The organism is Vibrio casei (assembly GCF_002218025.2).
GTDB classification, from domain to species: domain Bacteria; phylum Pseudomonadota; class Gammaproteobacteria; order Enterobacterales; family Vibrionaceae; genus Vibrio; species Vibrio casei.
In genome coordinates this window covers 2130671-2157639 of the sequence record NZ_AP018680.1, presented here as the reverse complement: position 1 = coordinate 2157639, position 26969 = coordinate 2130671, and the positions used below count along the sequence as shown (strand labels likewise).

Genomic DNA, 26969 nt, shown 5'->3' with positions numbered 1-26969 from the left:
ACCCTTCATGCAAGTATCTGATTTTGACTTTGAACTTCCAGATGAGCTGATCGCTCGTTATCCGCAACCGCAACGTACGGCGAGCCGTTTACTTCAATTAAATGGGGAATCAGGAGCGCTAACCGATGGGCAATTTACGGATGTGCTTGATCTTGTTCAAGCCGGAGATTTGGTGGTTTTTAATAACACCCGAGTTATTCCTGCTCGAGTCTTCGGACGTAAAGCTTCCGGCGGAAAAATAGAAGTATTGGTTGAACGAGTTATTGATGAAAAAAGCATTCTTGCGCATGTTAGAGCGTCGAAATCACCAAAACCGGGTAATGAATTGTTCTTAGGTGAAAATGATGAATTTAAAGCGGTAATGGTGGCTCGCCATGATGCGTTATTTGAAATTCGTTTTGATTCAGATAAAAGCGTATTGGAGGTATTGAATGATGTCGGACATATGCCATTGCCTCCTTATATTGATCGCCCAGATGAAGATGCGGATAAAGAACGATATCAAACAGTTTATAATAAAAAGCCTGGTGCAGTCGCTGCGCCTACCGCTGGGCTTCATTTTGATAATGAGCTTTTGGATAAGATTAAAGCTAAGGGAGTATCATTCGCCTATGTGACGTTGCATGTTGGCGCAGGTACTTTTCAGCCGGTTCGTGTCGATGACATTAATGATCATCACATGCATTCTGAATACGTGGAAGTGCCACAAGACGTAGTTGATGCGATAGCTGAAACCAAAGCACGTGGTGGACGAATTGTTGCTGTCGGAACGACATCGGTTCGTTCTTTAGAAAGCGCCGCTCAAGATGCCAAGCAAAAGGGAACAGAACTCGTACCATTTTTTGGTGATACTGAAATCTTTATTTATCCAGGGTATGAGTATCAATTGATCGATGTTTTGATCACTAATTTCCATTTGCCTGAATCAACACTGATTATGTTAGTGAGTGCTTTTGCTGGCTATGACAATGTAATGGCAGCTTATAAGCACGCAGTAAATAAAGAATATCGCTTCTTTAGTTATGGGGATGCGATGTTTGTCACTAAACGAGATTCATAATTTAGAATTTTGTTACTTAATAGATAAGACTCGATCAATTGAGAGTCGATTTTCGTTGGACTGTTTATCCGACATTTTGGAGGCTTCGTGGAATACGAACTAATTAAAAAAGATGGCGTGGCTCGTCGTGGACGTTTAACGTTCAAACGAGGTTCTGTTGAAACGCCGGCATTTATGCCTGTCGGTACTTACGGTACCGTTAAGGGAATGACACCTGAAGAAGTGAAAGACACAGGAGCAGAAATACTGCTTGGCAATACTTTCCATTTATGGCTTCGACCAGGTCAAGAAATTATGAAACTTCATGGCGATTTACATGATTTCATGAATTGGCAAGGTCCTATTTTAACCGATTCAGGCGGCTTCCAAGTATTTAGCTTAGGGAAAATGCGTAAGATCACCGAAGAAGGGGTACACTTTCGTAACCCGGTAAACGGTGACCGTATCTTCATGGATGCTGAAAAGTCTATGGAAATCCAAAAAGATCTCGGCTCCGATATTGTGATGATTTTTGATGAGTGCACGCCATACCCTGCTACTCATGATGAAGCAAAGAAGTCGATGGAAATGTCATTGCGTTGGGCACAGCGTAGCCGTGATCATTTTGATAAATTAGAAAATTCTAACTCACTGTTTGGCATTGTCCAAGGTGGGGTGTATGGCGACTTACGTGATGTTTCTGTTAAAGGCCTAACCGAGATTGGTTTTGACGGTTATGCGGTTGGAGGCTTAGCCGTTGGTGAGCCGAAAGAAGATATGCATAATATGCTTGAGCATACTTGTCCTCAATTACCAGAAGACAAACCTCGTTACTTAATGGGAGTTGGCAAGCCGGAAGATTTAGTTGAAGGTGTGCGTCGTGGTATTGATATGTTCGACTGTGTGATGCCAACTCGAAACGCACGTAATGGGCACTTGTTTGTTACTGGTGGCATCGTTAAGATCCGAAATGCATCACATAAAACCGATACATCGTCTCTTGATCCGCATTGTGACTGTTACACTTGTAAAAATTATTCGAAATCGTACTTACACCATCTTGATCGTTGCAATGAAATACTCGGTGCTCGTTTAAATACGATTCATAATTTACGTTATTACCAACGTTTAATGGCCAGTATTCGTCTTGCTATTGATGAAGATCGTTTCGAGGAATTCGTACAAGAGTTTTATGCACGACGTGATCGTGAAGTGCCACCACTGCAAAAAGAAATAAGAAGCAGCGCACAATAAGCTGAAATTCTTAACTTTGTAAGTGAGTTAAGTTATCTCTTTGCCTTGAAAATGGTACAGGGAAACCCAATTAATAAACCGATTATTAAATTATAGAAAAGGAAATGTTTTAATGAGCTTATTTATTTCTGAAGCACACGCATCAACCGCTGGTTCTTCTGCTGGTGGCGGTATGGAAATGTTCATCATGCTTGGTATGTTTGCGGTTATCTTTTATTTCATGATTTATCGTCCACAAGCTAAGCGTGTAAAAGAGCATAAAAACTTGATGGCATCGATGGGAAAAGGCGATGAAGTTCTAACTGGTGGTGGTTTAGTTGGTAAGATCGTTAAAATTTCAGATGATACTGACTACATCTTATTAGCGCTGAACGAGACGAATGAAATCACGATTAAAAAAGATTTTGTTACAGCAGTGCTGCCTAAGGGTACGCTTAAATCTCTTTAATTATAGCTTGCTATAACAGCTAAAGGATAATCGCTGTGCTAAACCGTTACCCGTTATGGAAGTATCTGATGGTGGCTACAGTCATTCTCATCAGTGCGCTATACGCGCTTCCAAATATTTACGGTGAAGATCCTGCGGTACAAGTCACTGGGGCGCGCGGCGCCTCAGTTGACATGTCTACACTGGATTCTGTTAATACCGTACTCAAAGAGAAAAAGATCGAAACCACGTCAGTTGCCTTAGAAAATGGTTCTGTTCTCGTTCGATTTAAAGATACTGACTCACAAATTAGTGCTCGTGATTTAATTACTCAATCACTCGGTAAAGATTATATTGTCGCTTTGAATCTAGCCCCTGCCACGCCAGGTTGGATGGACACGATCGGTGCCACACCAATGAAGCTTGGCCTTGATCTACGTGGTGGTGTTCACTTCTTAATGGAAGTGGATATGGATGCTGCGATGGAAAAATTGGTCGGCCAGCAGGAAGAATCTTTTCGAAGTGATCTTAGAGATGAACGCATTCGTTACCGCGGCATTCGGCCTATTGACAAAGACGGCGTTGAAATTGTTCTGCGTAATGCGGAACAATTAGAAAAAGCTAAGAGCATTCTTGCCGATAAACACCGCGACATGACCTTCACTGAAGGCAATAACAATTCTTTAATTGCAAAGTTTACTGATGCTCGTTTACTGGAAATTCGTAATTATGCGGTTGAGCAAAATATTACTATTTTACGTAATCGTGTAAATGAATTAGGTGTGGCAGAGCCTCTGGTTCAACGCCAAGGCGCAAGCCGTATAGTGGTTGAATTACCAGGTGTTCAAGATACCGCTCGTGCTAAAGAAATTTTAGGAGCGACAGCAACGCTGGAATTTCGCGAAGTGGATGATAAAGCCGATTTAGCAGCTGCGGCTGACGGCCGTGTGCCACCAGGCAGTGAAGTGAAGTTTGATAAAGATGGTCGCCCAGCTGTATTGAAGAAACGTGTGATTTTAGGTGGTTCAAGCATTACCGATGCAAGTTCTAGTGCTGATGAATATGGACGTCCACAAGTCAATATTTCATTAGATAGTGAAGGCGGCAGTAAAATGTCTGACTTCTCTAAGAAAAATATTGGTAAGTTAATGGCGACAGTATTCACTGAATACAAAGACAGCGGTCGTCGTAGCCCCGAAGGTAAAGTGATACTCGTTAAGCATGAAGAAGTAATTAACCAAGCAACGATTCAGTCAGCACTTGGCCGTAGCTTCCGAATTACCGGTATTGACTCCTCGGCAGAAGCCCATAACCTTGCCTTGTTATTACGTGCTGGTGCTTTAATTGCACCTATTTCCATTGTTGAAGAGCGAACTATTGGGCCATCAATGGGCCAACAAAATATCGATAAAGGAATGCAAGCTTGTCTATGGGGCATGGTGGCAGTTATGCTATTTACGTTAATCTATTACCGTAAGTTTGGGTTAATTGCCAACATGGCATTAATGGCTAACTTGGTATTGATTATCGGTATTATGTCTTTAATTCCAGGGGCGACAATGACCCTTCCAGGGATTGCCGGTATTGTATTAACTGTTGGTATGGCCGTTGATGCTAACGTACTAATCTTTGAGCGGATACGTGAAGAGCTGCAAGAAGGACGTAGTCCTCAGCAAGCGATTCACCAAGGTTACGCCAACGCTTTCAGTACCATTGCAGATGCAAACATCACCACCCTTATCACCGCAATTATTCTATTTGCAGTCGGTACAGGTGCGATTAAGGGGTTTGCCGTTACTCTGTCTATCGGTATTTTAACATCTATGTTTACGGCTATCATCGGCACACGTTGTGTGGTTAACCTGATATATGGCGGCAAACGTAATCTGAAAAAATTGTCGATCTAAGGAATAGTTATGTTTCAAATATTGAAAACTAGCAAAGCGATCGACTTTATGCGTTGGTCTAAGTTTGCCTTTGTGTTTTCTGGGTTAATGATCGCTGCATCGTTGTTCTCGATCTCAACCAAATGGTTTAACTGGGGGTTAGATTTCACTGGTGGCACATTAATTGAGGTCACTTTTGAGCAACCTGCGAACTTACCAGTGTTGCGTGAAGCATTAAGAAAAGATGGATTTGCAGATGCAACCGTACAAAACTTTGGTTCTGCTCACGATGTGATGGTACGTATGCGTCCTCGTGAAGGCGCTAAAGGTGAGGTTATTGGTAACCAAGTCTTAGAATCTTTGAAAAAAGGAACGGGCGATCAAGTTGAATTGAAGCGCATTGAATTCGTTGGCCCTAATGTGGGTGGCGAATTAGCAGAAGCCGGCGGTCTTGCGATCTTGGTTTCGTTGATTTGTATTTTACTTTATGTATCAATGCGATTTGAATGGCGTTTATCTGCAGGTGCCGTCTTCTCTTTGGCTCATGATGTCATCATTACGCTTGGTGTCTTTTCATTCTTACAAATTGAGATTGATTTAACTATTGTAGCCGCGTTACTCACGGTGGTTGGTTATTCACTGAATGATACTATCGTCGTATTTGACCGTATTCGTGAAAACTTCCGTAAAATGAGAAATGACGAGCCTGATGGCATTATTAATCAGTCAATTACTCAAACGCTTAGTCGTACTTTAATTACTTCTGGTACAACATTGTTTGTGGTTATTGCGTTGTTCATGCAAGGTGGTGCGAATATTCATGGCTTTGCACTCGCATTGCTATTGGGTATCACGGTTGGTACGTATTCATCGATTTACGTTGCCTCTGCATTGGCCTTAAAACTCGGGTTGACCCGCGAGCACTTAATGCCAACGCAAGTCGAGAAAGAAGGTGCGGATCAAGATTCAATGATGCCTTAATCTGCATATTCTATTTAAATAAAAAGGACTTTGAATGTATTTCAAAGTCCTTTTTATTATCTTTAGTTTGGGATCTTTTAAAATAAAAAACGCCAATACGTCAAAGTATTGGCGTTTTTATGTTTATCTAGAGGTGATTATTTCATCATTCCTTCATTGGCATGCTCACGTACGTGTTTCAGAATATTCTTCACACCACGAGCACTTGAAGCAACAAGGTTCCCCGAAGCAAGGTAGTTCGTGCCGCCTGAGAAGTCGGTTAAAATCGCGCCAGCTTCACGAGCAATCAATTCGCCTGCTGCGATATCCCAAGGTTTTAAGCCTAGCTCAAAATACCCATCAACACGGCCTGCTGCTAAGTAACAAAGATCGAGTGCGGCTGAACCAGTACGACGGAAATCTGAGCATTCAGTGAATAAGCCACCCACAATTTTAACAAAGCTTTCAGCGTGTTGCTTTTGCTTAAATGGGAAGCCAGTAGCAAGGATTGCGCCGTTTAAATCTTTAATTGGATTAATACGAAGACGTGCATTGTTCAGTTGTGCACCAGAACCACGCTGTGCGGTGAATAATTCATTACGGATAGGATCGTAAACACAAGCAACTTCGGTTTTACCGCGCATACGTACTGCGATAGAAACAGAAAAGTGCGGGAAACCTTTTACAAAGTTATTCGTGCCATCCAGTGGGTCTATGATCCATTGAACATCGGTATCTTTGCCATCAATAGAACCGCTTTCTTCGCAGATGATGCAGTGATCAGGGTAAGATTTTTTGATGGTATCAATAATCAGCTGTTCTGCTTCTTTGTCAATGTTAGTAACAAAGTCATTCTGACCTTTTTGAGTGGTTTCAATTTTGTCAGTATTTTCTGCAGATTTAGCAATATGATTGCCAGCCATTCGTGCAGCACGAATCGCAATATTTAGCATAGGATGCATATAGTTTTCCCAACGGATGTTAAAGAACGAAAAAGCGGCGTGCAGTATACCAAAGTTTATCTAAATAGAAAGCGACTATTTTTTGGTCAGTTGTTGAGCATAGAGTTTAAGGAAAGGCTTATTTTATTCCAATATATGGTATGATTCGGCCAATTTTTCACGTTAACGATGAATACCATGCTAGATAATGTAAAAGTGATTTTGGTTGGGACATCTCATTCCGGTAATATAGGCTCAGCAGCGAGAGCTATGAAGGTCATGGGATTGACTGAAATGGTTCTGGTATCGCCTCAATGTGAGGTCGATGAACAGACCATGTCTTTAGCTTCTGGTGCTGGCGATGTGGCTCAACATGCTAAGATCGTTAATAGTCTTGAAGAAGCCGTTGATGATTGTGTTTTGGTTGTTGGGTCAAGTGCTCGTTCTCGCACGCTTGAATGGCCAATGCTAGAACCAAGGGAATGTGGCGTTAAGTTTATTCAAGAAGCTAAAAAGGGCAAAGTTGCTCTGGTATTTGGGCGAGAAAGAACAGGGCTGACAAATGAAGAGCTTCAAAAATGTCATTATCATGTCTGCATTCCTGCTAACCCTGAGTATAGTTCTTTAAATCTAGCCATGGCGGTTCAGACATTAAGCTATGAAATCCGTATGGCTTGGTTGGAAGATGATGCTCAGCAATATTCAACTCCCGTTGAAGAAGAATACCCTCGACATAAAGAGTTGGAATTATTTTATCAACACCTTGAAAATGTCATGTTTGAGACCCAGTTTATATCCAAAGATAAACCTAACCTGGTGATGAACAAATTACGTCGTTTATTTAGCCGTGTGAGACCAGAATTACAAGAATTGAATATGCTAAGAGGTATTCTTACTTCGGTTGAAAAGTCAATTTCAGATAAAAAATAATCACTTACGAATACCTGACTAAATTAGTCAATTTAATACTTGACCAATTTAGTCAGGTATGAAAATATAGAGTCCACATACTTACTGTGGACACGGTGCGATATGAGACTCACATCAAAAGGAAGATATGCGGTAACAGCCATGCTGGATGTAGCGTTACATTCAAATAAAGGGCCGGTTCCGTTAGCTGATATTTCAGAACGCCAAGGGATTTCATTATCCTATTTGGAGCAACTTTTTTCTCGATTACGCAAAGCTGGCTTAGTGGCAAGTGTGCGTGGTCCCGGCGGTGGTTATCGTTTAGGTATTGATGCGAATGATATCGCAGTTGGTGCTGTGATTGCCGCAGTCGATGAATCAGTTGATGCGACAAAATGTCAAGGTAAAGGCGATTGTCAAGGCGGAGTTCGTTGTTTAACACACACGCTATGGCATGACTTAAGTTCTCGGATCAGCGAGTTCTTAGATGGTATTACGCTGGGTGAATTAATGCGTGATAGTGAAGTCCTTGATATTTCAGAGCGTCAAAATATTGAACTGGTAGTCAATAATAGCTTTGGTAATAAGAATTACGCTTCAAATTAATCGTAATCTAGCAGACACACTACCGGTATAAATGCTCGCTTTTTATGTGAGCAATAAGTTTTTACATTGGAGCAAAGAATGAAACTGCCTATTTATTTTGACTATTCAGCGACATGTCCGGTCGACCCTCGTGTGGCTGAAAAAATGGTTCAATTTATGACGATGGATGGCACCTTTGGTAACCCTGCATCTCGTTCTCACCGTTTTGGTTGGCAAGCAGAAGAAGCCGTTGACCATGCTCGTGAGCAAATTGCTGACATTCTAAATGCAGATCCTCGTGAAATTGTGTTTACTTCTGGGGCGACGGAATCGGATAACCTTGCCATTAAAGGGGTTGCGCATTTTTATGCTAAGCAAGGTAAGCACATTATTACTTGTAAAACTGAGCATAAAGCGGTACTTGATCCTTGTCGCCAATTAGAGCGTGAAGGCTATGAAGTGACTTACCTTGATCCAGAAAGTAATGGTCTTATTGATCTTGAAAAATTTAAAGCGGCATTACGTGAAGATACGGTTTTAGTGTCTATTATGCATGTGAATAACGAAATTGGTGTGATTCAAGATATTGCAGCGATTGGTGAACTCTGTCGTGCAAACAAAACCGTTTTCCATGTGGATGCTGCTCAATCTGCAGGTAAGTTGCCTATTGATACTCAGGCCTTAAAAGTGGATTTGATCTCACTGTCTGCTCATAAGATTTATGGCCCGAAAGGTATTGGCGCACTTTATGTTCGTCGTAAGCCACGTATTCGCCTTGAGGCACAAATGCACGGTGGTGGTCATGAGCGAGGTTTCCGTTCAGGGACACTTCCAACTCACCAAATCGTGGGTATGGGTGAAGCTTGTGCTGTTGCAAAACAAGATATGCAAAAAGATTATGATCACGCTCTAATGTTGCGTAACCGCCTGTTGGATGGTGTTAAAGACATGGAAGCGGTCACAATCAATGGTGATTTGGAACAACGTTTACCCAATAACCTCAACGTAAGTTTTGCGTTTGTTGAAGGTGAATCATTATTAATGGCACTTAAAGATCTTGCTGTTTCTTCTGGTTCGGCATGCACATCTGCAAGCCTTGAGCCTTCCTATGTTTTACGGGCATTAGGTCTTGATGATGAGTTAGCACATAGCTCGGTTCGTTTCTCATTTGGTCGTTTCACAACAGCAGAAGAAGTTGATTATGCTGTTGAACAAATTCGAGTAGCAGTAGATAAACTCCGTGACATGTCGCCATTATGGGACATGTACAAAGAAGGGATTGATTTGAACACTGTTGAGTGGGCTCATCATTAATCTCAAGGAAGTCGAGAATTCGAGGTATAGATTATGGCGTATAGTGAAAAAGTAATTGAACATTATGAGAACCCACGTAACGTAGGTTCTTTCGACAAAGAAGATCCTTCTATTGGTAGTGGTATGGTTGGTGCTCCGGCTTGTGGTGACGTAATGAAACTGCAAATTAAAGTATCACCTGAAGGCATTATCGAAGATGCGAAATTTAAAACTTACGGTTGTGGTTCTGCGATTGCTTCCAGCTCCCTTGTTACTGAATGGGTAAAAGGCAAAAGCTTAGATGAAGCGGCTTCAATTAAGAACTCTGAAATCGCTGAAGAGTTAGCATTACCACCAGTAAAAGTTCACTGCTCAATTCTTGCAGAAGATGCGATTAAAGCGGCAGTGTCTGATTACAAAAAGAAACATCAGCAATAAATAATCAAAGGGGAGGGTAACACCTTCCCTTGCGTTATTTTAAGTTTACAAATTTCATTTTTTACATATATTACCCGATAAATATAAGGTTGAAGTATGGCCATCACCATGACAGATGCGGCAGCTGATCGCGTTAGAACTTTCTTAGACAATCGAGGCAAAGGCATTGGTCTTCGCTTAGGGGTAAGAACGACAGGTTGTTCTGGTATGGCTTACGTCCTTGAATTTGTTGATAACCTGAATGAAGAAGATGAAATTTTCGAACATGATGGTGTGAAAGTGATTATTGATCCTAAAAGTTTGGTGTACCTTGATGGTACCGAGCTTGATTTTGCCAAAGAAGGCTTAAATGAAGGCTTTAGGTTTAACAACCCAAATGTAAAAGGTGAATGTGGTTGCGGTGAAAGCTTCAACGTTTAAATGCTACTTTCAGACCTTGATGGCACTCTATATTTAGGGTGCCATTGCCATTTAATAGAACTCGGTTATTGTATTTTCAACCGATAAATATACCGGACAAAAATCGCTATGAACCATTTTGAATTATTTGGCTTACCCAATCAGTTTGAATTGGATAGCAATACCTTGTCTGAGACGTTTCGTGAACTTCAACGTCGTTTTCATCCAGACAAGTTTGCTTCATCATCTGAGCGAGATCGTTTGATGGCGGTTCAAAAAGCCGCTGAAATTAACGATGCTTATCAAACTTTAAAATCCCCTATCTCGCGTGCAGAATACATTTTGTTGATACAAGGTGTGGACATTCGAGCAGAACAACAAACCATGAGTGATCCTGAGTTCTTAATGGAACAAATGGAATTACGTGAAACGATCGAAGACATTCCTCATTCCTCTGATCCTGACTCTGCTTTATTTGATTTTGATAATAAAGTTCAAGGAATGTATCAGGAGCATCTCAAGCGTCTTCAATCTGAATTAGCCGCCCAACAATGGGATGTCGCAGCCGATAGCGTACGCAAGCTTAAATTTGTGAATAAATTACGTTATGAAATAGAGCGCTTAGAAGATAAATTGTTAGGATAAGGCGACAATCAAGCCGATTCACCCAGCTCATAAATAAAGGACAGTGCAACAATGTTACTTCAAATTGCAGAACCTGGTCAAAGTGCCGCTCCTCATCAACATAAATTTGCCGTTGGTATTGATTTAGGAACGACTAACTCGCTCGTTGCAGCCGTTAGAAATGGTTCATGTAGCCCTTTGGTTGATGAAAATGAGCAGGCTATTTTGCCTTCGGTTGTGCATTATTCTGCGGAGGTCATCTTAGTAGGTAATGAAGCTAAGTTACGTGCGAAACAAGATCCCAAGAATACGATCAGTTCAGTGAAACGGTTAATTGGCCGTTCATTACAAGATGTACAGACTCGTTATGCCGATTTACCTTATCAGTTTAAAGCCAGTGATAATGGGTTGCCTTTAATTGAGATTCCTACTGGTCATGTCAATCCTATTCAAGTTTCTAGTGAGATTCTGAAAAGTTTGGCCGAACGGGCTGAAAAAACCTTAGATCACGCACTTGAAGGTGTGGTGATTACCGTTCCAGCTTATTTTGATGATGCCCAGCGTGCTGGTACCAAAGATGCGGCAGAACTCGCCAGTCTTAAAGTGTTACGCTTACTGAATGAACCAACGGCTGCCGCGATAGCTTATGGATTAGACTCTGGCCAAGAAGGTGTGATTGCCGTTTACGATTTAGGGGGTGGCACGTTTGATGTCTCTTTGCTGCGCTTATCAAAAGGTGTGTTTGAGGTATTAGCGACCGGTGGTGATTCTGCCCTTGGTGGGGATGATTTTGATGATTTATTGTTAGAATATTTTAAGCAGCAAGTTGGCATTACCGAAAAATTAAGCGCAGAACAACATCGCGTACTTTTGGATGCTGCAACGCAAGCAAAAATTCAATTATCCGATGCCGACTCTGTCAATGTGGAAGTTTTAGGTAAAACCATTGCTTTTACACGCGAACAATTTGATCAACTGATCCAGCCATTAATTAAAAAAACGTTATTATCATGTCGTCGAGCCTTGAAAGATGCCGGAGTGGATAACAACGAAGTCGTTGAAGTTGTGATGGTCGGAGGTTCTACACGCACGCCTCTTGTTCGCACAATGGTAGGTGAGTTTTTTGGTCGTACTCCGCTTACAAGCATTAATCCAGATGAAGTAGTGGCAATTGGTGCGGGTATCCAAGCGGACATCTTAGTGGGAAATAAACCCGATTCTGACATGTTGTTGTTGGACGTTATTCCATTATCACTTGGTATAGAAACTATGGGGGGATTAGTTGAGAAAATTATCCCTCGTAACACCACAATCCCAGTTGCGAAAGCGCAAGAATTTACCACATTCAAAGATGGTCAAACGGCCATGTTAGTACATGTGACTCAAGGTGAGAGGGAGATGATTGATGACTGTCGCTCATTAGCCCGTTTTACTTTAAATGGTATACCACCAATGAAAGCGGGTGCCGCTCATATTCGAGTGACCTATCAAGTTGATGCTGATGGTCTTTTATCCGTTACGGCGATGGAAAAAAGCACAGGCGTACAATCGGATATTCAAGTCAAACCTTCTTACGGTTTGAGTGACACTGAAATTGCTGACATGCTTCGCGCTTCGATGACGTATGCAAAAGAAGACATGCAAGCTCGTGCATTAGCTGAGCAGAAAGTAGAAGCGGATCGTGTCATTGAAGGGTTATTGGTTGCCTTACAAGAGAATGGTGAACAGCTTCTTAGTGTTGATGAATATCAATCTATAGAGGCCTCATTGAAAGCTTTAATTCAATTGCGTAATGGCGATGATGCGGATGCTATTGAACAAGGTATTAAAGATACCGATAAAATGAGTCAAGAGTTTGCCTCTCGTCGTATGGATGTTTCAATTCGTGCCGCATTGTCCGGCCAATCGGTCGATGATATTTAACTTAATCATTAATGTAATTATCTTTGTTGTTGATGAATAGGCTTTATCAGTGACAAACTTTAGTAGGATGGATTATGCCTAAGATTATAGTGTTACCTCATGAAGATTTATGCCCAGAAGGTGCTGTATTGGAAGCTGAAACCGGTGAAACGGTGTTAGATGTTGCGCTTAAAAATGGCATTGGAATAGAGCATGCTTGTGAAAAGTCATGCGCGTGTACAACTTGTCATTTAGTTATTCGTGAAGGTTTTGATTCTCTTGAAGAAAGTGAAGAATTAGAAGATGACATGCTAGATAAAGCATGGGGTTTAGAGCCTGAGTCTCGTTTAGGGTGCCAAGCAAGAGTCGCCGATCAAGATCTTGTAGTTGAGATTCCTCGTTATACAATTAACTTGGCATCAGAAAAACATTAATCTTAGAATAAGGAATTAAGCTATGGGCTTGAAATGGACGGATTCACAAGATATTGCTATTGAATTGGCTGAAAAATTCCCAGATCTTGATCCTCAAACAGTGCGCTTTACCGATATGCATCAGTGGATTACCGAGTTAGAGGATTTTGAAGATGAACCTAATCGTTCTAATGAAAAGATCCTAGAAGCGATATTATTGTGCTGGTTGGATGAAGTGTAATCAAGGGTTATTGAATGACCGAAAAAGCCTCTTTTGAGGCTTTTTTGTTGTTTGGATACTAGCGGTAGTTTCATCTCGCTAGTTTGATAGTGAGTTTTGGTATAGAGCCCACAACAATCAGGGTCATAGAGTGATACTTGTTATCGTATATATTATGATATAGCGTAACTTTTCAATATTCATATTCTTACTGTCGTTTCAATGTATGGTGGAAGTGTTTTTAAGGCTTTTTCGGATTCTGCCTTTTTATTTTAATATCATGACAAGCCTATAGTGTTTGAAAGTGATTGATCATTTTTAAACGAAGGCAAGGAGTAATAATGTCAACACAGATGTCAGTCGCTATTTCTCGTCAACCAGCGGATGCTCAATGGGGAGAAAACGCTATCCTTTCATTTGGGTCAGAAGGTGCAATTGTTCATGCATCTTCAGTATCGGCAATTGATAATGTTCAGCGCGCAGGTCGCAAGCTTGATTCTCAAGGCATCAAGAAAGTCGTCTTAGTTGGCGAGCAGTGGGATATTGAATCGATTTGGGCTTTTATCCAAGGGTTTCGTTCATCGAAAAAAGGCAATCTTGTTACGTGGCCTGAGCTTGAAAAAAATCAACAAGTTGAATTGGAAGCACGTGTTACCGTGACGGATTGGGTTCGCGATATCATCAATAAAAGTGCAGAAGAAGTTGCGCCACGTCAATTAGCAACAATGGCCGGTGAATTCATTAAATCACTAGCGCCTGAAGGCTCGGTAAACTACCGCATTGTGAAGGATAAGGATTTATTGACAGAAGGTTGGGATGGTATTTATGCCGTCGGTCGTGGCTCTGAGCGTACTTCAGCCATGCTGCAATTAGATTTTAATCCAACAGGTGATGACAATGCGCCTGTATATGCTTGTTTGGTTGGTAAAGGTATCACTTTTGATTCAGGTGGTTACAGTATTAAAGCATCAGGTTTCATGGATTCAATGAAAGCGGATATGGGCGGTTCAGGTACGATTACTGGTGGACTAGCACTTGCCATTGCTCGTGGATTAAATAAGCGAGTAAAACTTATTCTTTGCTGTGCAGAAAATATGATTTCAGGCCGAGCACTTAAATTAGGTGACATCATTACTTATAAGAACGGTAAAACCGTTGAAGTGATGAACACGGATGCAGAAGGTCGTTTAGTTCTTGCCGATGGGCTACTGTTTGCCTGTGAGCAAAAACCCCAGTTGATTATTGATTGTGCCACCTTAACGGGGGCTGCGAAAAATGCGTTAGGTAATGATTATCATGCCTTACTAACGTTCGATAATAAGTTGGCTCAAAAAGCACTGAAAAGTGCAGAATCAGAATCTGAAGGTTTGTGGCAGCTACCATTAGCTGACTTTCATCGAACAATGCTACCATCAAATTTTGCAGATATGTCTAACATATCAAGTGCTGGATATGCACCAGGTGCGAGTACCGCTGCGGCGTTTTTGTCTTATTTCGTCGATGATTACAAAAAGGGCTGGTTACACTTTGACTGTGCGGGTACCTACCGCAAAACATCAAGTGATAAATGGTCTGCTGGCGCGACAGGTATGGGAGTAAGAACTTTAGCCCGTATTTTAGTCGACCAATCTAAATAGATTCCAGTTACGAAATATCAGAGAATGTGAGTAGAAAGCATTCATATAACATTACGTTAAGGGATAGTGACTTTCCCTTTCAATGAAATAATTAAGGATAACTAATGGCTTTAGAAAGAACATTTTCAATTATTAAGCCCGATGCCGTTGAGAGAAACCTAATTGGTGCTATTTATCAGCGTATGGAAAAAGCCGGATTGACTATCATCGCGGCAAAAATGGTTCACTTGACAGAAGAACAAGCAAGTGGATTTTATGCTGAACATGAAGGGAAACCATTTTTTGAGCCACTGAAAGAGTTCATGACATCCGGGCCGATTATGGTTCAAGTTCTTGAAGGTGAAAATGCGATTACACGTTATCGTGAATTAATGGGAAAAACCAACCCAGAAGAAGCAGCATGTGGCACATTACGCGCAGATTACGCAGTGAGTATGCGTTTAAACTCAGTGCACGGTTCAGACAGCCCAGAATCAGCAGCACGAGAGATTGAATTCTTTTTCCCTGAATCAGAAATTTGCCCACGATCATAAATGTTACGATGAATTTGCAATAAACCACTATAATTAAGAGGCTACTTGGCCTCTTTTTTTATTACTACTATTTCCCCTAGATATGTCGACAAACCTTGTTGTGAATGTATAAAGGCTGTACAATTCGCGCCCTTATTTATTGTTCTATTAGTGAGAAAAGCATGACCATGACAAAAGTAAATTTGCTGGACTTTGATCGCAAAGGTCTACGCCAGTATTTTTCTGAAGAACTAAATGAAAAAGCTTTCAGAGCCGATCAAATCATGAAATGGATCTATCATTTTGGTTGTGATGATTTCTCTAAAATGAACAATATTAATAAGGTTTTGCGTTCTAAATTAGAAGAGCGTTGTGAAATCCGCGCCCCTTATGTTTCAGAAGCGCTGCATTCTAATGATGGCACCATTAAATGGGCTATGCGTGTAGGTGATCAAGATGTAGAAACGGTTTATATTCCAGAAGATGATCGTGCAACTTTGTGTGTGTCTTCACAAGTGGGTTGTGCACTAGAATGTAAGTTCTGTTCTACAGGTCAACAAGGCTTTAACCGTAATCTTAAAGTGTCTGAAATTATTGGGCAAGTTTGGCGCGCGGCACGTGAGATTGGCTTACAAAAAGAAACGGGTCGTCGTCCCATTACCAATATTGTGATGATGGGGATGGGCGAGCCTTTGCTGAACATGAAAAATTTAATCCCATCATTAGAGATAATGTTGGATGACTTAGGCTTTGGTTTATCAAAACGCCGTGTCACCGTTTCAACTTCTGGTGTGGTTTCAGGTCTTGATCAAATGACGGGAAATATCGATGTTGCGTTGGCAATTTCATTGCATGCTCCAACCGATGAATTACGCAGCCAAATCATGCCAATTAACGATCGCTGGAATATTGAAGCATTTTTAGAGTCCGTTCAGCGTTACATTGCCTCTTCAAATGCCAACCGTGGCCGAGTTACCATTGAATATGTTTTACTCGATCATGTTAATGATGATATGCAACATGCAAGACAGCTCGCAGAGTTGTTAAAAGATACGCCTTCAAAAATTAATTTAATTCCATTTAACCCTTATCCTGGGTCACCATATAAGAAACCAAGTAATTCTCGTATTGATCGTTTTCAAAAAACATTGATGGAATACGATTATACCGTGACCGTTAGAAAAACACGTGGTGATGATATTGATGCGGCTTGCGGTCAATTAGTCGGCGATGTGATCGATAGAACAAAACGCACCAAGCAAAAACAACAAGGGGAACCAATCCCAGTGAAGGCTATCTAACTAATTAGATAACTTTGGGCCTCTTGCACATTTAGGTAGATGCCCATGTTAATCGTTAAAAGGATAGTTTTTACTTTAGTAGTTAGTTTCTTAGTTGGTTGTGTTACAGTGACTGACAAGCCAAATACTGCTAAGTTTGATAATATAAAAGCCTCTGAAGCTAGAATCTCATTAGGTTTGGGATATTTAGAAGAAGGGAACATGATTAAAGCTCGAGAAAATCTTGAAATGGCGGTGAAATATGCGCCATCTTATTATCGAGCATTAAATTCTGTTGCTTATTATTATCAAAAAGTAGGTGAAAATGAATTAGCCGAACAAGCATATGAAGACGCATTGGATAGTTCTCCAAAAAATGGAGATGTATTGAATAACTACGGTGCTTTCTTATGTCGGCAAGGTGAATACGAAAAAGCGGATGAATTTTTTAACCGTGCTATAGAGCAACCTTACTACTATTTAGTCGCTGCAAGTTATGAAAATGCTGGTTTGTGTTCATTAAAAAGTGGTAACGAAGAAAAGGCCGCAGCGTACTTTTCAAGAGCTCTAGATCATGATCCAGGCAGGGCTCGGTCATTGCTACAATTGGCTGAGTTGGAAATCGAAAAGGACAAGTTTTCCGATGCAAGGGTTCGTTTATTTAAGTTTAATAAGAGATATGGATACCGTCCAGTTAGCTTAGGTTTGTTAATAAAACTAGAACATAAAGATAATAATTCTGAGCTAGTGTCTAAGTATGGCGACATACTTAAGACGAAATATCCAGACTCTATTCAATATCAGAAGTACAGGCAGAATGAGTACTGAAAATCATACGGAAACAGAGCTAGAAACGCCAACATCAAAAAATGAATTACTTCCGGGGGAAATGCTCCGTAAGCGCAGGGAAGAATTAGGCTTAAGCCAAAAAGATATCTCTGAACGTTTACGTTTGAAAGTTTCTGTCATTGAAAGTATAGAAAGTAATCATTTTGACTCTTATCAAGTAGCCACTTTTATTCGTGGCTATTTTCGATCTTACGCTAAAGCTGTCGGTATCAGTGAAAAGCAAATTTTATCTGCGTTAGAGCAATCAGGACGAGGGCAGCACAAAGAGCAGCCCATGCACAGTTTTTCTCAAAAGACTAAAAAGCAACAGCACGATAATCATATTATGCGATTAACGTGGGGGATCTTGGTTGTGATCTTAGGGATATCTTCGATCTGGTGGTGGCAAAATCACCAGCAAGATACGCTGGCGCCTTCTTCTTATTCGCCACCGACTTCCGATGAAATGAATACAGAAGATCAAAGTGATGACTTTAATCGTATTGATTCTGATAAAAACATATCGAGTAACTCGGAATTAAGTGACGATCCATCAAATGAGACAGTGAATGTTGACACGGATGATGAATCGATGAATGATTTTTCAGTACAGTCATCTACCGAGTCGACAATGACTCAAGCCAATAAATCATCAAGCTTAAGTAAAGATTCAGATGAGAAGCTTTCTGAAAATGAAGAAATCAAAGCACTTTCTTCATCTGAAACGGCGAATAATGTCCTATCCATGTCGTTTAAAGATGATTGTTGGATTCAAGTAAAAGACAGCAGCGGTAATGTTTTGTCTACTGGTCTTAAAAAAGCTGGCCAGTCCTTAACTCTTGAAGGTAAAACGCCTTATTCTATTATTCTAGGAGCACCAGAAGGGGTTTCTATTACTTTAGCCAATGAACCTGTTGATCTTTCTCGATTTACGGCAGGTAAAGTTGCTCGATTGACATTACCATAGATAAGCGTAGATAAATTATGCATCACGAATCTCCTATTAAACGTCGCCCGTCGACACGAATTTATGTTGGTAACGTGCCTATTGGCAACGGTGCCCCAATCGCTGTTCAATCGATGACGAACACTCGCACCACAGATGTGGAAGCGACCGTGGCACAGATTCGATCTTTAGAAAAGGTGGGCGCAGACATTGTACGAGTTTCTGTTCCTACGATGGATGCAGCAGAAGCTTTTAAACTAATTAAACAACAAGTGAACGTTCCTTTAGTCGCGGATATTCATTTCGATTACCGAATTGCTTTAAAAGTGGCTGAATATGGTGTTGATTGCTTACGTATTAACCCAGGTAACATCGGGAATGAAGAGCGTATTCGTGCTGTTGTTGATTGTGCCCGTGATAAAAACATTCCAATTCGAATTGGGGTTAATGGCGGTTCATTAGAAAAAGAAATCCAGCTCAAATATGGTGAGCCAACGGCGCAAGCCTTAGTTGAATCTGCGATGCGCCATGTGGATATTCTTGATCGTCTTAATTTTGATCAATTCAAAGTCAGCGTAAAAGCTTCTGATGTTTTTTTAGCGGTAGAATCGTATCGCTTGTTGGCAAAGCAGATCGATCAACCTTTACACCTAGGCATTACTGAAGCGGGCGGTGCTCGTGCTGGATCGGTGAAATCTGCGGTTGGATTAGGGATGCTATTAGCCGAAGGCATTGGTGATACATTACGCATTTCGTTGGCTGCCGATCCTGTAGAAGAAATTAAAGTTGGTTTCGATATTTTAAAATCACTTCGTATTCGTTCTAGAGGAATTAACTTTATTGCGTGCCCAACTTGTTCTCGTCAAGAGTTTGATGTTATTGCTACTGTTAATGCATTAGAAGATCGATTAGAAGATATTATTACCCCAATGGATGTGTCGATTATAGGCTGTGTTGTTAATGGCCCAGGTGAAGCTGAAGTTTCACATATGGGTATTGCTGGCGGGAATAAGAAAAGTGCTTTTTATGAAGATGGTAAACGCCAAAAGGAACGTTTCGATAACGACAATGTTATTGATCAATTGGAGTCAAAAATTCGCGCTAAAGCTGCCATGTTAGATACAAATAATCGTATTGAGATTAACCACATTGATAAATAATGACACTCCACGACAATTAAAGTGAACGGTACAGACTGTGAGTAAAACAATTCAAGCAATTCGAGGCATGAACGATTGCCTTCCTACACAATCCCCACTTTGGCATAAAGTGGAAGAGGCAGTTAAAAATGTAGTCAGCTCTTATGGTTACAGCGAAATTCGTATGCCTATTGTTGAAGTGACTAATTTATTTAAGCGTGCGATCGGTGAAGTTACTGATGTCGTTGAAAAAGAAATGTATACATTTGAAGACCGTAATGGTGACAGTTTGACCTTACGGCCAGAAGGTACGGCGGGTTGTGTCCGTGCTGGTATTGAAAATGGTTTAATTTATAATCAAGAGCAACGTCTTTGGTATATGGGTCCAATGTTTCGTCACGAGCGCCCTCAAAAAGGTCGTTATCGTCAATTTCATCAGGTGGGTGTTGAGACATTTGGGCTGCAAGGACCCGATGTTGACGCCGAGCTTATTATGATGACGGCACGTTTATGGCGTGAATTAGGTATTAATAAACACGTTCGTTTAGAACTAAATTCAATTGGTTCTGTCGAATCACGAGCAAACTATCGTGCAGTACTGATTGAATTTTTAGAACAGCATATTGATGTATTAGATGAAGACTGTAAACGCCGCATGTATACCAATCCATTACGTGTGCTTGATACGAAAAACCGTGATATACAAGCCATCTTAGTGGATGCGCCACAGTTGGCAGATTACCTTGATGATGATTCGAAAGAACATTTTGAAGGTCTCTGTGCTTTATTAGACGCAGCAGGAATTGAGTATCAAATCAATCAACGTTTAGTTCGTGGTTTAGATTATTACAATAAAACGGTTTTTGAGTGGATCACTGATAGTTTAGGTGCGCAAGGTACAGTATGTGCTGGTGGTCGTTACGATGGTTTGGTCGAGCAGTTAGGTGGAAAACCAGCCCCTGCGGTTGGTTTTGCTATGGGCTTAGAGCGCTTGGTATTAATGCTTGAAACGCTTGAATTGAATGATGTCCGTAAAGCAGTAGATGTTTATTTAGTGACTGCAGGTGAAGGGACGTTAATCAATGGCATGAAGTTGGCTGAACAACTTAGAGAAAGTGTGCCGGGTCTGCGTCTTATGACACATTTTGGTGGCGGAAACTTTAAAAAACAATTTAAACGCGCAGATAAAGTCGGTGCATCAATGGCATTAGTTTTAGGCGAAAATGAAGTTTTAGACAACACTGTTGTCGTGAAAGATCTTACTGGTGGTGAGCAACAAACTCTCGCGCAATCTGATCTTGCGAATTATTTAGCAAATGCGATTTAATGAATACAATGAGTATCAATACTATTATTTATCGAATTTTTAAAGAGGATAGGACGTGAGCATCTTCGACGCTGATGAAGAACAACAAGTAGAAGCAATTAAAGATTGGTGGCGAGCAAACGGTAAAGCGGTTGTTATCGGTGTTGTGGTTGGTATCGGTGGCCTTATCGGTTGGCGTTACTACCAAGATAAGATAACAAATGAGCAAGAAGCTGCGTCTCATGGTTATTCTGCTGTGATTGAAGATATTCAATCGCAAGGTATTGCTGCGGAAACCTCAGCTCAAACGTTTATTGATGCAAATGATAAAACGTCTTATGCAGTTTTAACTTCTTTACAGTTAGCCAAAGTGCAAGTGGAAGCGAATAAACTGGATGATGCCTTAGCTCAGTTGAAATGGGCTCAAGCACATACGGATGATGAAGCATTAACACCATTGATCGCTTACCGTATTGCTCGAGTGTTATCTGCTCAAGGGCAATACGATGAAGCAATTACTAAGATTACGTCGATGAAATCTAAATCTTGGAGTGCTCGTAATCAAGAGCTAATGGGGGATGTTTATTTGCTGAAAGGTGATAAAGAGTCTGCAGTAAAAGCTTATACACAAGCGCAACAAGATGGCTCTACCGATCAAGCGTTACAAATTAAAATTGATGATCTTGCAAAGTAAGGGATGTCTTGCATGAGAAAAATGTTCAGTCGTAGTTTAGCATTAACGGTTATTGCTCTTGGGCTCTTAGGATGCTCAAGCGAAGAAGATACTATTGTAATGTCGCCTTTACCTATCGTGAAAAGCGAGTTTACACCGAGTACTGAATGGACAGCATCCGTTGGTGATGGCGTTGGACATTTTTTTTCTAAATTGTCACCGGTTTATGCTTATGACAAAGTATTCGTCGCTAGCCGTGATGGCGAAGTGAAAGCTTTAGATCCTGAAAACGGCAAAACACTGTGGGAAGTCGATCTTGGTGATGATGTTCCAGCTCGATTATCTGGCGGGTTAACGGCGTCATACGACAAAGTTTTTGTTGGCTCTGAAAATGGCCAAGCATATGCATTATCGGTAGAAGATGGTTCCATCGTTTGGCAGAAAAAAGTGGATGGCGAAGTATTGGCTAAACCACTAGCAGATGAAAATTTAGTGATGTTTCATACCAATAAAGGCTCATTGGTTGCGGTGAGGCAGGACTCGGGCGATAGTGCTTGGGAAATCCGTAACGAAGTACCTAATTTAACACTTCGTGGGGATAGCTCTCCTGTTTCGGTTTCTGGTGGTGTTTTTTGGGGCATGTCGAATGGCAGATTAGCTGCAGCATTGATTCAAAAGGGCCAGTTATTGTGGCAACAGCCTATTGGCACACCAAAAGGTTCAACTGAAATTGACCGCTTAGTGGATGTGGATGCTAGCCCATTAATTATCGGTTCTAATCTTTATGCTGTTGGTATTAATGGACAGCTTGTTGCAATTGACTTGCGTTCTGGTTCTCCAATGTGGAAACGTGCGTATTCTTCTGCGACCGATCTAGCGACAGATGGAAGCCGAATTTTTGTTGTGACGGATAAAGATCATATCTCTGCTGTTGATGTCCGCAGTGGAACAAAATTGTGGGATAATAGCTCTCTACAATATCGTCAGTTAACCGCACCAGTTATGATTGGTGACTACTTAGTGGTTGGTGATAGTGAAGGTTATTTACACTGGATGGATCGCACTAGTGGTAAATTTATTGCACAACAACTGATTGATGATGAAGGTATTGCTGTTTCACCTATCGAAACGGCTGATGGTTTCATTGTGATAACTCGTGATGGTGAAATAAAGAAAATGCAGATCCCATCAGGATCATGATATAATCTGCCGCCCTGATTTTATCAGAGTATGAGTAATCGGCTCCTTTCCGTCTCGGATATAGGAGCCGTTGTTATTCTTAGCCATAAGTTTTAATTAGAAAAGTATGGTTGAGAACAATTTCTTGAGCAAGTGGTTATAGGTAAGGTGTCATCACCATGGTACTTACCTATAACTGCTGTCGTTATTTTAAAAGATTGTTGAGGTAAATATGATTCCTGTAGTGGCTCTAGTTGGGCGTCCAAACGTTGGTAAATCAACGTTATTTAATCGTCTTACACGTACACGTGACGCGCTGGTTGCTGACTTTCCAGGCTTAACTCGCGATCGTAAATATGGTCAAGCAAAATCGGGTGAACATGAGTTCATCGTGATTGATACTGGTGGTATTGATGGCACCGAAGATGGCGTAGAAACCAAGATGGCAGAACAATCATTAGCGGCGATAGAAGAAGCCGATGTTGTATTGTTTATGGTAGATGGGCGTGCAGGGCTAACAGTTTCTGATGAAGGGATCGCTCGTCATTTACGTATGCGTGAAAAACCAACCATGCTTGTCGTGAATAAAGTTGATGGTATCGATGCTGATGCAGCCAGTGCGGAATTTTGGCAGCTAGGCATGGATAAAATTTATCAAATTGCAGCGGCACATGGTCGTGGTGTAATGAGCTTGATTGACAAAGCTTTGAAGCCTTTCTCTGATGAATTGGCTGAAGAAGAAGCTAAGTTAAAAGCAGAAATAGAAGATTTAACCGGTCATATTGACGAAGAAGAAGAACAACTAGAATACACGGAAGAAGAAGCGGAAGCTGAGTATAAACGTCTACAAGATCAGCCAATTAAATTGGCAATCATTGGGCGTCCGAATGTTGGTAAATCCACGCTAACTAACCGTATTTTGGGTGAAGAGCGTGTTGTTGTTTACGATATGCCTGGTACTACTCGTGATTCTATCTACATTCCAATGAAACGTGATGAGCGTGAATATGTCTTGATTGACACTGCTGGTGTACGTCGCCGTAAGCGTATTAATGAAGTGGTGGAAAAATTTTCGGTCATCAAAACGTTGAAAGCGATTGAAGATGCTAACGTTGTTTTAGTTATTATTGATGCCCGTGAAAATATCTCAGATCAAGATCTTAGCCTGCTAGGTTTTGCTCTTAATGCTGGACGCTCGATAGTTATTGCTGTCAATAAATGGGATGGTTTAGATACCGATGTGAAAGAAGCGGTGAAGAAAGAACTGGACCGTCGTTTAGGTTTTGTTGATTTCGCTCGTATCCACTTTATATCGGCTTTACATGGCACTGGTGTGGGCCATTTGTTTGAATCGGTACAAGAAGCATATAAATCAGCGACAACACGTGTAGGGACATCGGTCCTTACTCGTATTATGAAAATGGCACAAGATGATCACCAACCACCATTGGTGCGTGGCCGTCGTGTGAAGATGAAATATGCTCACGCAGGAGGGTATAACCCACCGATTATCGTAGTACACGGTAACCAAGTAAAAGAGCTTCCTGATTCTTATAAGCGTTATTTAATGAATTACTTCCGTCGTTCACTTGAAATTATGGGCACGCCAATCCGTATTCAGTTCCAAAATAGTGAAAACCCATTTGAATCTCAAGCACCAACTAAGAAAGCGGGTTATTCTGAAGATCAAAAACGCAAGCGTATGGTTAGCTTAATTAAACGTGGCCGTAAAAAGTAGTCATCTGATGAGGCGTTTTTAATCGACCTTGAAATTATCATTGAAAATACCACTCCTATGAGTGGTATTTTTTTGTCTTAAATTTTCTATAGGAAATGATGTTTATATGGCAGAGCGTTCTTCTACTAAGTAATGATCTTTTAGTTTTATAGTCTTTATTGTGATTTTAGTCATATTGAAAATATTGGATCATGAGGTTTATTTTGTTTGTTTTGGTTTTTTATGCTTTTTAAAATTGAAATGCAGAACATGTAACTTATGCTTTCGGGATATGGTGATATAAATATTCTTAAAGGGGTAGATCGCTGATCAGAAGTAAGAAAGCTCAAGATCGTATTAAGATCTAAAAAATGGCAAGAAAGGCGTTATTTATATTTAATCTTAGTTTGATATGAATTAACACCATAAGAAGACAACTTTGTGATGATGTTTGCTATAAATGATTTATATGCATTCATGGGGGGTCATAATGTTAGGCTACTGGAAATATAGAATGTGATGAGGTTACTATGGCGTCGAATATTAGCCCTCATAGGGAAAGTCTTTTGGTCTGGAAAGAAAAAACAGCTAAAGATGAACAAAGGTATCATTGCGATTATTGTCAAATTGATATGGAAAAAATTACAACATGTCCGGATTGCAGAAATAAATTAAGCCTTATTCAAGCTTGTGGGGTGACAAATTATTTCTGTTTTCTTTTGTAATGAACTCAAATCCAAGTCTCGTATCAACGTTGAATTTGAGCCTAACGATGAGAAATGATCATTTAACGATAGAGCGAACAGTACCGTTAGCAAAGGTAGTGCTAATTTCTTGACCTGATTTTAGTTGTTCGACTTGAGTGATTAGTTCCCCATCATTGTTTTTTGTAATCGAGTACCCTCGTTTTAATGTTGATAGAGGGCTAACAGTATCGAGCTTCTCAACTCTCAGTGCAAGCTGGTGTTTGTTTTGTATTAATTGGCTTTTCATCGATTGAATTAAACGATCTTGCTTTTGCTGTAAGTTGTACCGTTGACGATTTAATGTATTAGCTGGTGAGTAGAAGCCAAGACTCTGCTGGGTGTTTTCTAATTGACGATACAAAATGTCTATTTTTTTACGTGTGGCTCTATAAAGGCGAGCAGATATGTCATCCAACCGTTGGCTTTGTTTTTCTAATTGGTAGCGCGGGTGACGTCTTTCTAATTGATGAGTGAGACGGTTTAACAGAACTTTTTGATCACTTAAATATTGTCGCCACGCACTTTGAAGTCTTTGCTGTTTAGTGACTAGAGTGTGATCTTTATGGCTATTATCTCGGCTCACTATTTCAGCTGCCGCAGAGGGCGTTGGTGCTCGGACATCGGCAACAAAATCGGCAATCGTGACATCAATTTCATGGCCGACGGCGCTGACGATGGGTATTTGGCTTGCTGCAATTGTCCTTGCCACAATTTCATGGTTAAAGCACCACAGATCTTCCAATGAACCCCCACCTCGACCAACAATTAAAATATCACACTCATTACGAGTGTTTGCTCGTCCAATTGCCTGCGCTATTTTAAAGGGGGCATCTTCTCCTTGCACAACAGTAGGGTAGATAATAACGGGCAAGCTAGGATCTCGGCGTTTTAATACATCTAAGATGTCATAGAGTGCTGCGCCTGTTTTCGAGGTAATTACCCCAATACACTTTGGATTTTTCGGCAAAGGTTGCTTTAAGCTTTGAGCAAATAAACCTTCACCAGCCAGTTTCATTTTTAATTCATCGAACATTTGCTGTAGGCGACCATCTCCCTCTGGCTGCATACTTTCAATAATAAGCTGATAGTCACCGCGAGGCTCATATAGTGATAAACGAGCTTTGACGAGAACTTGATTACCATTGGCGGGTTTAAAGACGACTCGTCGATTATTCCCTTTAAACATGGCGCACTTCACTTGTGCTCGAGAATCTTTAAGAGAGAAATACCAATGCCCAGAAACTGGGGCTGAAAAATTAGAGAGCTCACCGACTAGCCAAACGATCCCCATTTCATTTTCTAGCAGCATTCGGACTTCTGCATTTAAACGAGAAACGGTAAATATATTTGGATTGGTATTAGAGCTCATGGCGGTGGTTAATCTCAATTATAGGGTTACAAATAGAAGCTTAGTATAGCGGTATTTGATCTTTAAATACGAATCTAAGGGAGTGCCAACCTAGAAATAACGGACAAATAGAACCTGTATTATACAATTTTCAGCCACTTGAATACGATTTTACATTATTCACTAAATTTTAATAAAGAAACTATAAAAACGTCTAGTCAAACGATTGCGCGAGGCGTATAATCCCGCTGCAATATCAAATCCCAAATTTATTTTGTTATGCGAAACGACGAAATGAATTTATCGCTGATGGGTTTAGACTCAAAAAGTGGGATTTATCCTTCTAACACTCTTATGTGAGATATTGC

Annotated in this window: 27 protein-coding genes; 25 read left to right on the top strand and 2 right to left on the bottom strand. The window is 40.7% G+C overall.

Annotated features, from left to right (window positions below):
• The first annotated feature begins 7 nt into the window (after window positions 1-7).
• The 5 genes from queA to secF all read left to right on the top strand — a co-directional run bounded on the left by queA (window position 8) and on the right by secF (window position 5587).
• Window positions 8-1060: a tRNA preQ1(34) S-adenosylmethionine ribosyltransferase-isomerase QueA gene (gene queA / locus VCASEI_RS10165; protein ID WP_086959405.1), complete on the top strand. Its 1053-nt coding sequence runs from the start codon at window positions 8-10 to the stop codon at window positions 1058-1060.
• 87 nt (window positions 1061-1147) lie between these two features.
• Entirely contained in the window at window positions 1148-2293 is a 1146-nt protein-coding gene (gene tgt, locus VCASEI_RS10160; RefSeq protein WP_089111224.1) for a tRNA guanosine(34) transglycosylase Tgt, read from the top strand.
• Between the two features lie 112 nt (window positions 2294-2405).
• Window positions 2406-2741, top strand: coding sequence for a preprotein translocase subunit YajC (yajC, locus tag VCASEI_RS10155; RefSeq protein ID WP_086959409.1), 336 nt, complete (start codon window positions 2406-2408; stop codon window positions 2739-2741).
• A gap of 35 nt (window positions 2742-2776) precedes the next feature.
• Window positions 2777-4627, top strand: a complete 1851-nt coding sequence (gene secD / locus VCASEI_RS10150; RefSeq protein WP_089111225.1) for a protein translocase subunit SecD — start codon at window positions 2777-2779, stop codon at window positions 4625-4627.
• A gap of 9 nt (window positions 4628-4636) precedes the next feature.
• Window positions 4637-5587 carry a protein translocase subunit SecF gene (gene secF, locus VCASEI_RS10145; protein WP_086959412.1) on the top strand — a complete coding sequence of 317 codons (951 nt, stop codon included), beginning with the start codon at window positions 4637-4639 and terminating at the stop codon, window positions 5585-5587.
• A gap of 137 nt (window positions 5588-5724) precedes the next feature.
• On the opposite strand, the gene suhB is transcribed toward secF, so the two are convergent.
• Window positions 5725-6528 (bottom strand): inositol-1-monophosphatase, encoded by an 804-nt coding sequence (gene suhB / locus VCASEI_RS10140; protein ID WP_086959413.1) that lies wholly within the window; start codon window positions 6526-6528, stop codon window positions 5725-5727.
• Window positions 6529-6705: 177 nt separating this feature from the next.
• Between suhB and trmJ the strand changes: the two genes are divergently transcribed.
• The 20 genes from trmJ to VCASEI_RS10040 all read left to right on the top strand — a co-directional run bounded on the left by trmJ (window position 6706) and on the right by VCASEI_RS10040 (window position 25232).
• Window positions 6706-7437, top strand: coding sequence for a tRNA (cytosine(32)/uridine(32)-2'-O)-methyltransferase TrmJ (gene trmJ / locus VCASEI_RS10135; RefSeq protein ID WP_086959525.1), 732 nt, complete (start codon window positions 6706-6708; stop codon window positions 7435-7437).
• Window positions 7438-7539: 102 nt separating this feature from the next.
• Window positions 7540-8022 (top strand): Fe-S cluster assembly transcriptional regulator IscR, encoded by a 483-nt coding sequence (gene iscR / locus VCASEI_RS10130; protein ID WP_086959415.1) that lies wholly within the window; start codon window positions 7540-7542, stop codon window positions 8020-8022.
• Window positions 8023-8100: 78 nt separating this feature from the next.
• Window positions 8101-9315, top strand: coding sequence for an IscS subfamily cysteine desulfurase (locus tag VCASEI_RS10125; protein WP_086959417.1), 1215 nt, complete (start codon window positions 8101-8103; stop codon window positions 9313-9315).
• A gap of 33 nt (window positions 9316-9348) precedes the next feature.
• Window positions 9349-9732, top strand: coding sequence for a Fe-S cluster assembly scaffold IscU (iscU, locus tag VCASEI_RS10120; protein WP_017024463.1), 384 nt, complete (start codon window positions 9349-9351; stop codon window positions 9730-9732).
• Between the two features lie 96 nt (window positions 9733-9828).
• Window positions 9829-10152: an iron-sulfur cluster assembly protein IscA gene (iscA, locus tag VCASEI_RS10115; protein ID WP_086959418.1), complete on the top strand. Its 324-nt coding sequence runs from the start codon at window positions 9829-9831 to the stop codon at window positions 10150-10152.
• 108 nt (window positions 10153-10260) lie between these two features.
• Window positions 10261-10776, top strand: coding sequence for a co-chaperone HscB (gene hscB, locus VCASEI_RS10110; protein ID WP_086959420.1), 516 nt, complete (start codon window positions 10261-10263; stop codon window positions 10774-10776).
• A 51-nt stretch (window positions 10777-10827) separates the two neighbouring features.
• Window positions 10828-12678 carry a Fe-S protein assembly chaperone HscA gene (gene hscA / locus VCASEI_RS10105; protein ID WP_086959422.1) on the top strand — a complete coding sequence of 617 codons (1851 nt, stop codon included), beginning with the start codon at window positions 10828-10830 and terminating at the stop codon, window positions 12676-12678.
• Between the two features lie 74 nt (window positions 12679-12752).
• On the top strand, window positions 12753-13091 hold the full coding sequence (fdx, locus tag VCASEI_RS10100; protein ID WP_086959424.1) for an ISC system 2Fe-2S type ferredoxin: 339 nt from the start codon (window positions 12753-12755) through the stop codon (window positions 13089-13091).
• 28 nt (window positions 13092-13119) lie between these two features.
• Window positions 13120-13311 carry a Fe-S cluster assembly protein IscX gene (gene iscX / locus VCASEI_RS10095; RefSeq protein WP_086959528.1) on the top strand — a complete coding sequence of 64 codons (192 nt, stop codon included), beginning with the start codon at window positions 13120-13122 and terminating at the stop codon, window positions 13309-13311.
• A gap of 320 nt (window positions 13312-13631) precedes the next feature.
• The gene (pepB, locus tag VCASEI_RS10090) at window positions 13632-14927 is read left to right on the top strand and encodes an aminopeptidase PepB (protein WP_086959426.1); all 1296 of its coding nucleotides are present in this window, start codon (window positions 13632-13634) and stop codon (window positions 14925-14927) included.
• 104 nt (window positions 14928-15031) lie between these two features.
• Complete coding sequence (gene ndk, locus VCASEI_RS10085; protein ID WP_086959428.1) at window positions 15032-15460, top strand: nucleoside-diphosphate kinase; 429 nt, start codon at window positions 15032-15034, stop codon at window positions 15458-15460.
• A gap of 161 nt (window positions 15461-15621) precedes the next feature.
• Window positions 15622-16740 carry a bifunctional tRNA (adenosine(37)-C2)-methyltransferase TrmG/ribosomal RNA large subunit methyltransferase RlmN gene (locus VCASEI_RS10080; protein WP_086959430.1) on the top strand — a complete coding sequence of 373 codons (1119 nt, stop codon included), beginning with the start codon at window positions 15622-15624 and terminating at the stop codon, window positions 16738-16740.
• 39 nt (window positions 16741-16779) lie between these two features.
• Window positions 16780-17547: a type IV pilus biogenesis/stability protein PilW gene (gene pilW, locus VCASEI_RS10075; protein WP_086959432.1), complete on the top strand. Its 768-nt coding sequence runs from the start codon at window positions 16780-16782 to the stop codon at window positions 17545-17547.
• Window positions 17537-18514 (top strand): cytoskeleton protein RodZ, encoded by a 978-nt coding sequence (gene rodZ, locus VCASEI_RS10070; protein ID WP_089111226.1) that lies wholly within the window; start codon window positions 17537-17539, stop codon window positions 18512-18514. The genes pilW and rodZ overlap by 11 nt, the downstream gene beginning before the upstream one ends.
• 17 nt (window positions 18515-18531) lie before the next feature.
• Window positions 18532-19653 (top strand): flavodoxin-dependent (E)-4-hydroxy-3-methylbut-2-enyl-diphosphate synthase, encoded by a 1122-nt coding sequence (ispG, locus tag VCASEI_RS10065; RefSeq protein ID WP_089111227.1) that lies wholly within the window; start codon window positions 18532-18534, stop codon window positions 19651-19653.
• Window positions 19654-19690: 37 nt separating this feature from the next.
• Complete coding sequence (gene hisS, locus VCASEI_RS10060) at window positions 19691-20959, top strand: histidine--tRNA ligase (RefSeq protein WP_086959438.1); 1269 nt, start codon at window positions 19691-19693, stop codon at window positions 20957-20959.
• Window positions 20960-21014: 55 nt separating this feature from the next.
• Window positions 21015-21632 carry a YfgM family protein gene (locus VCASEI_RS10055; RefSeq protein WP_086959440.1) on the top strand — a complete coding sequence of 206 codons (618 nt, stop codon included), beginning with the start codon at window positions 21015-21017 and terminating at the stop codon, window positions 21630-21632.
• Between the two features lie 12 nt (window positions 21633-21644).
• The gene (gene bamB, locus VCASEI_RS10050) at window positions 21645-22811 is read left to right on the top strand and encodes an outer membrane protein assembly factor BamB (protein ID WP_086959442.1); all 1167 of its coding nucleotides are present in this window, start codon (window positions 21645-21647) and stop codon (window positions 22809-22811) included.
• A 211-nt stretch (window positions 22812-23022) separates the two neighbouring features.
• Window positions 23023-24528 carry a ribosome biogenesis GTPase Der gene (gene der, locus VCASEI_RS10045; RefSeq protein ID WP_089111228.1) on the top strand — a complete coding sequence of 502 codons (1506 nt, stop codon included), beginning with the start codon at window positions 23023-23025 and terminating at the stop codon, window positions 24526-24528.
• Window positions 24529-25037: 509 nt separating this feature from the next.
• Window positions 25038-25232 (top strand): YfgJ family double zinc ribbon protein, encoded by a 195-nt coding sequence (locus VCASEI_RS10040; protein ID WP_319020509.1) that lies wholly within the window; start codon window positions 25038-25040, stop codon window positions 25230-25232.
• 58 nt (window positions 25233-25290) lie between these two features.
• On the opposite strand, the gene xseA is transcribed toward VCASEI_RS10040, so the two are convergent.
• Complete coding sequence (gene xseA / locus VCASEI_RS10035; protein WP_086959445.1) at window positions 25291-26622, bottom strand: exodeoxyribonuclease VII large subunit; 1332 nt, start codon at window positions 26620-26622, stop codon at window positions 25291-25293.
• Window positions 26623-26969: the final 347 nt, after the last annotated feature.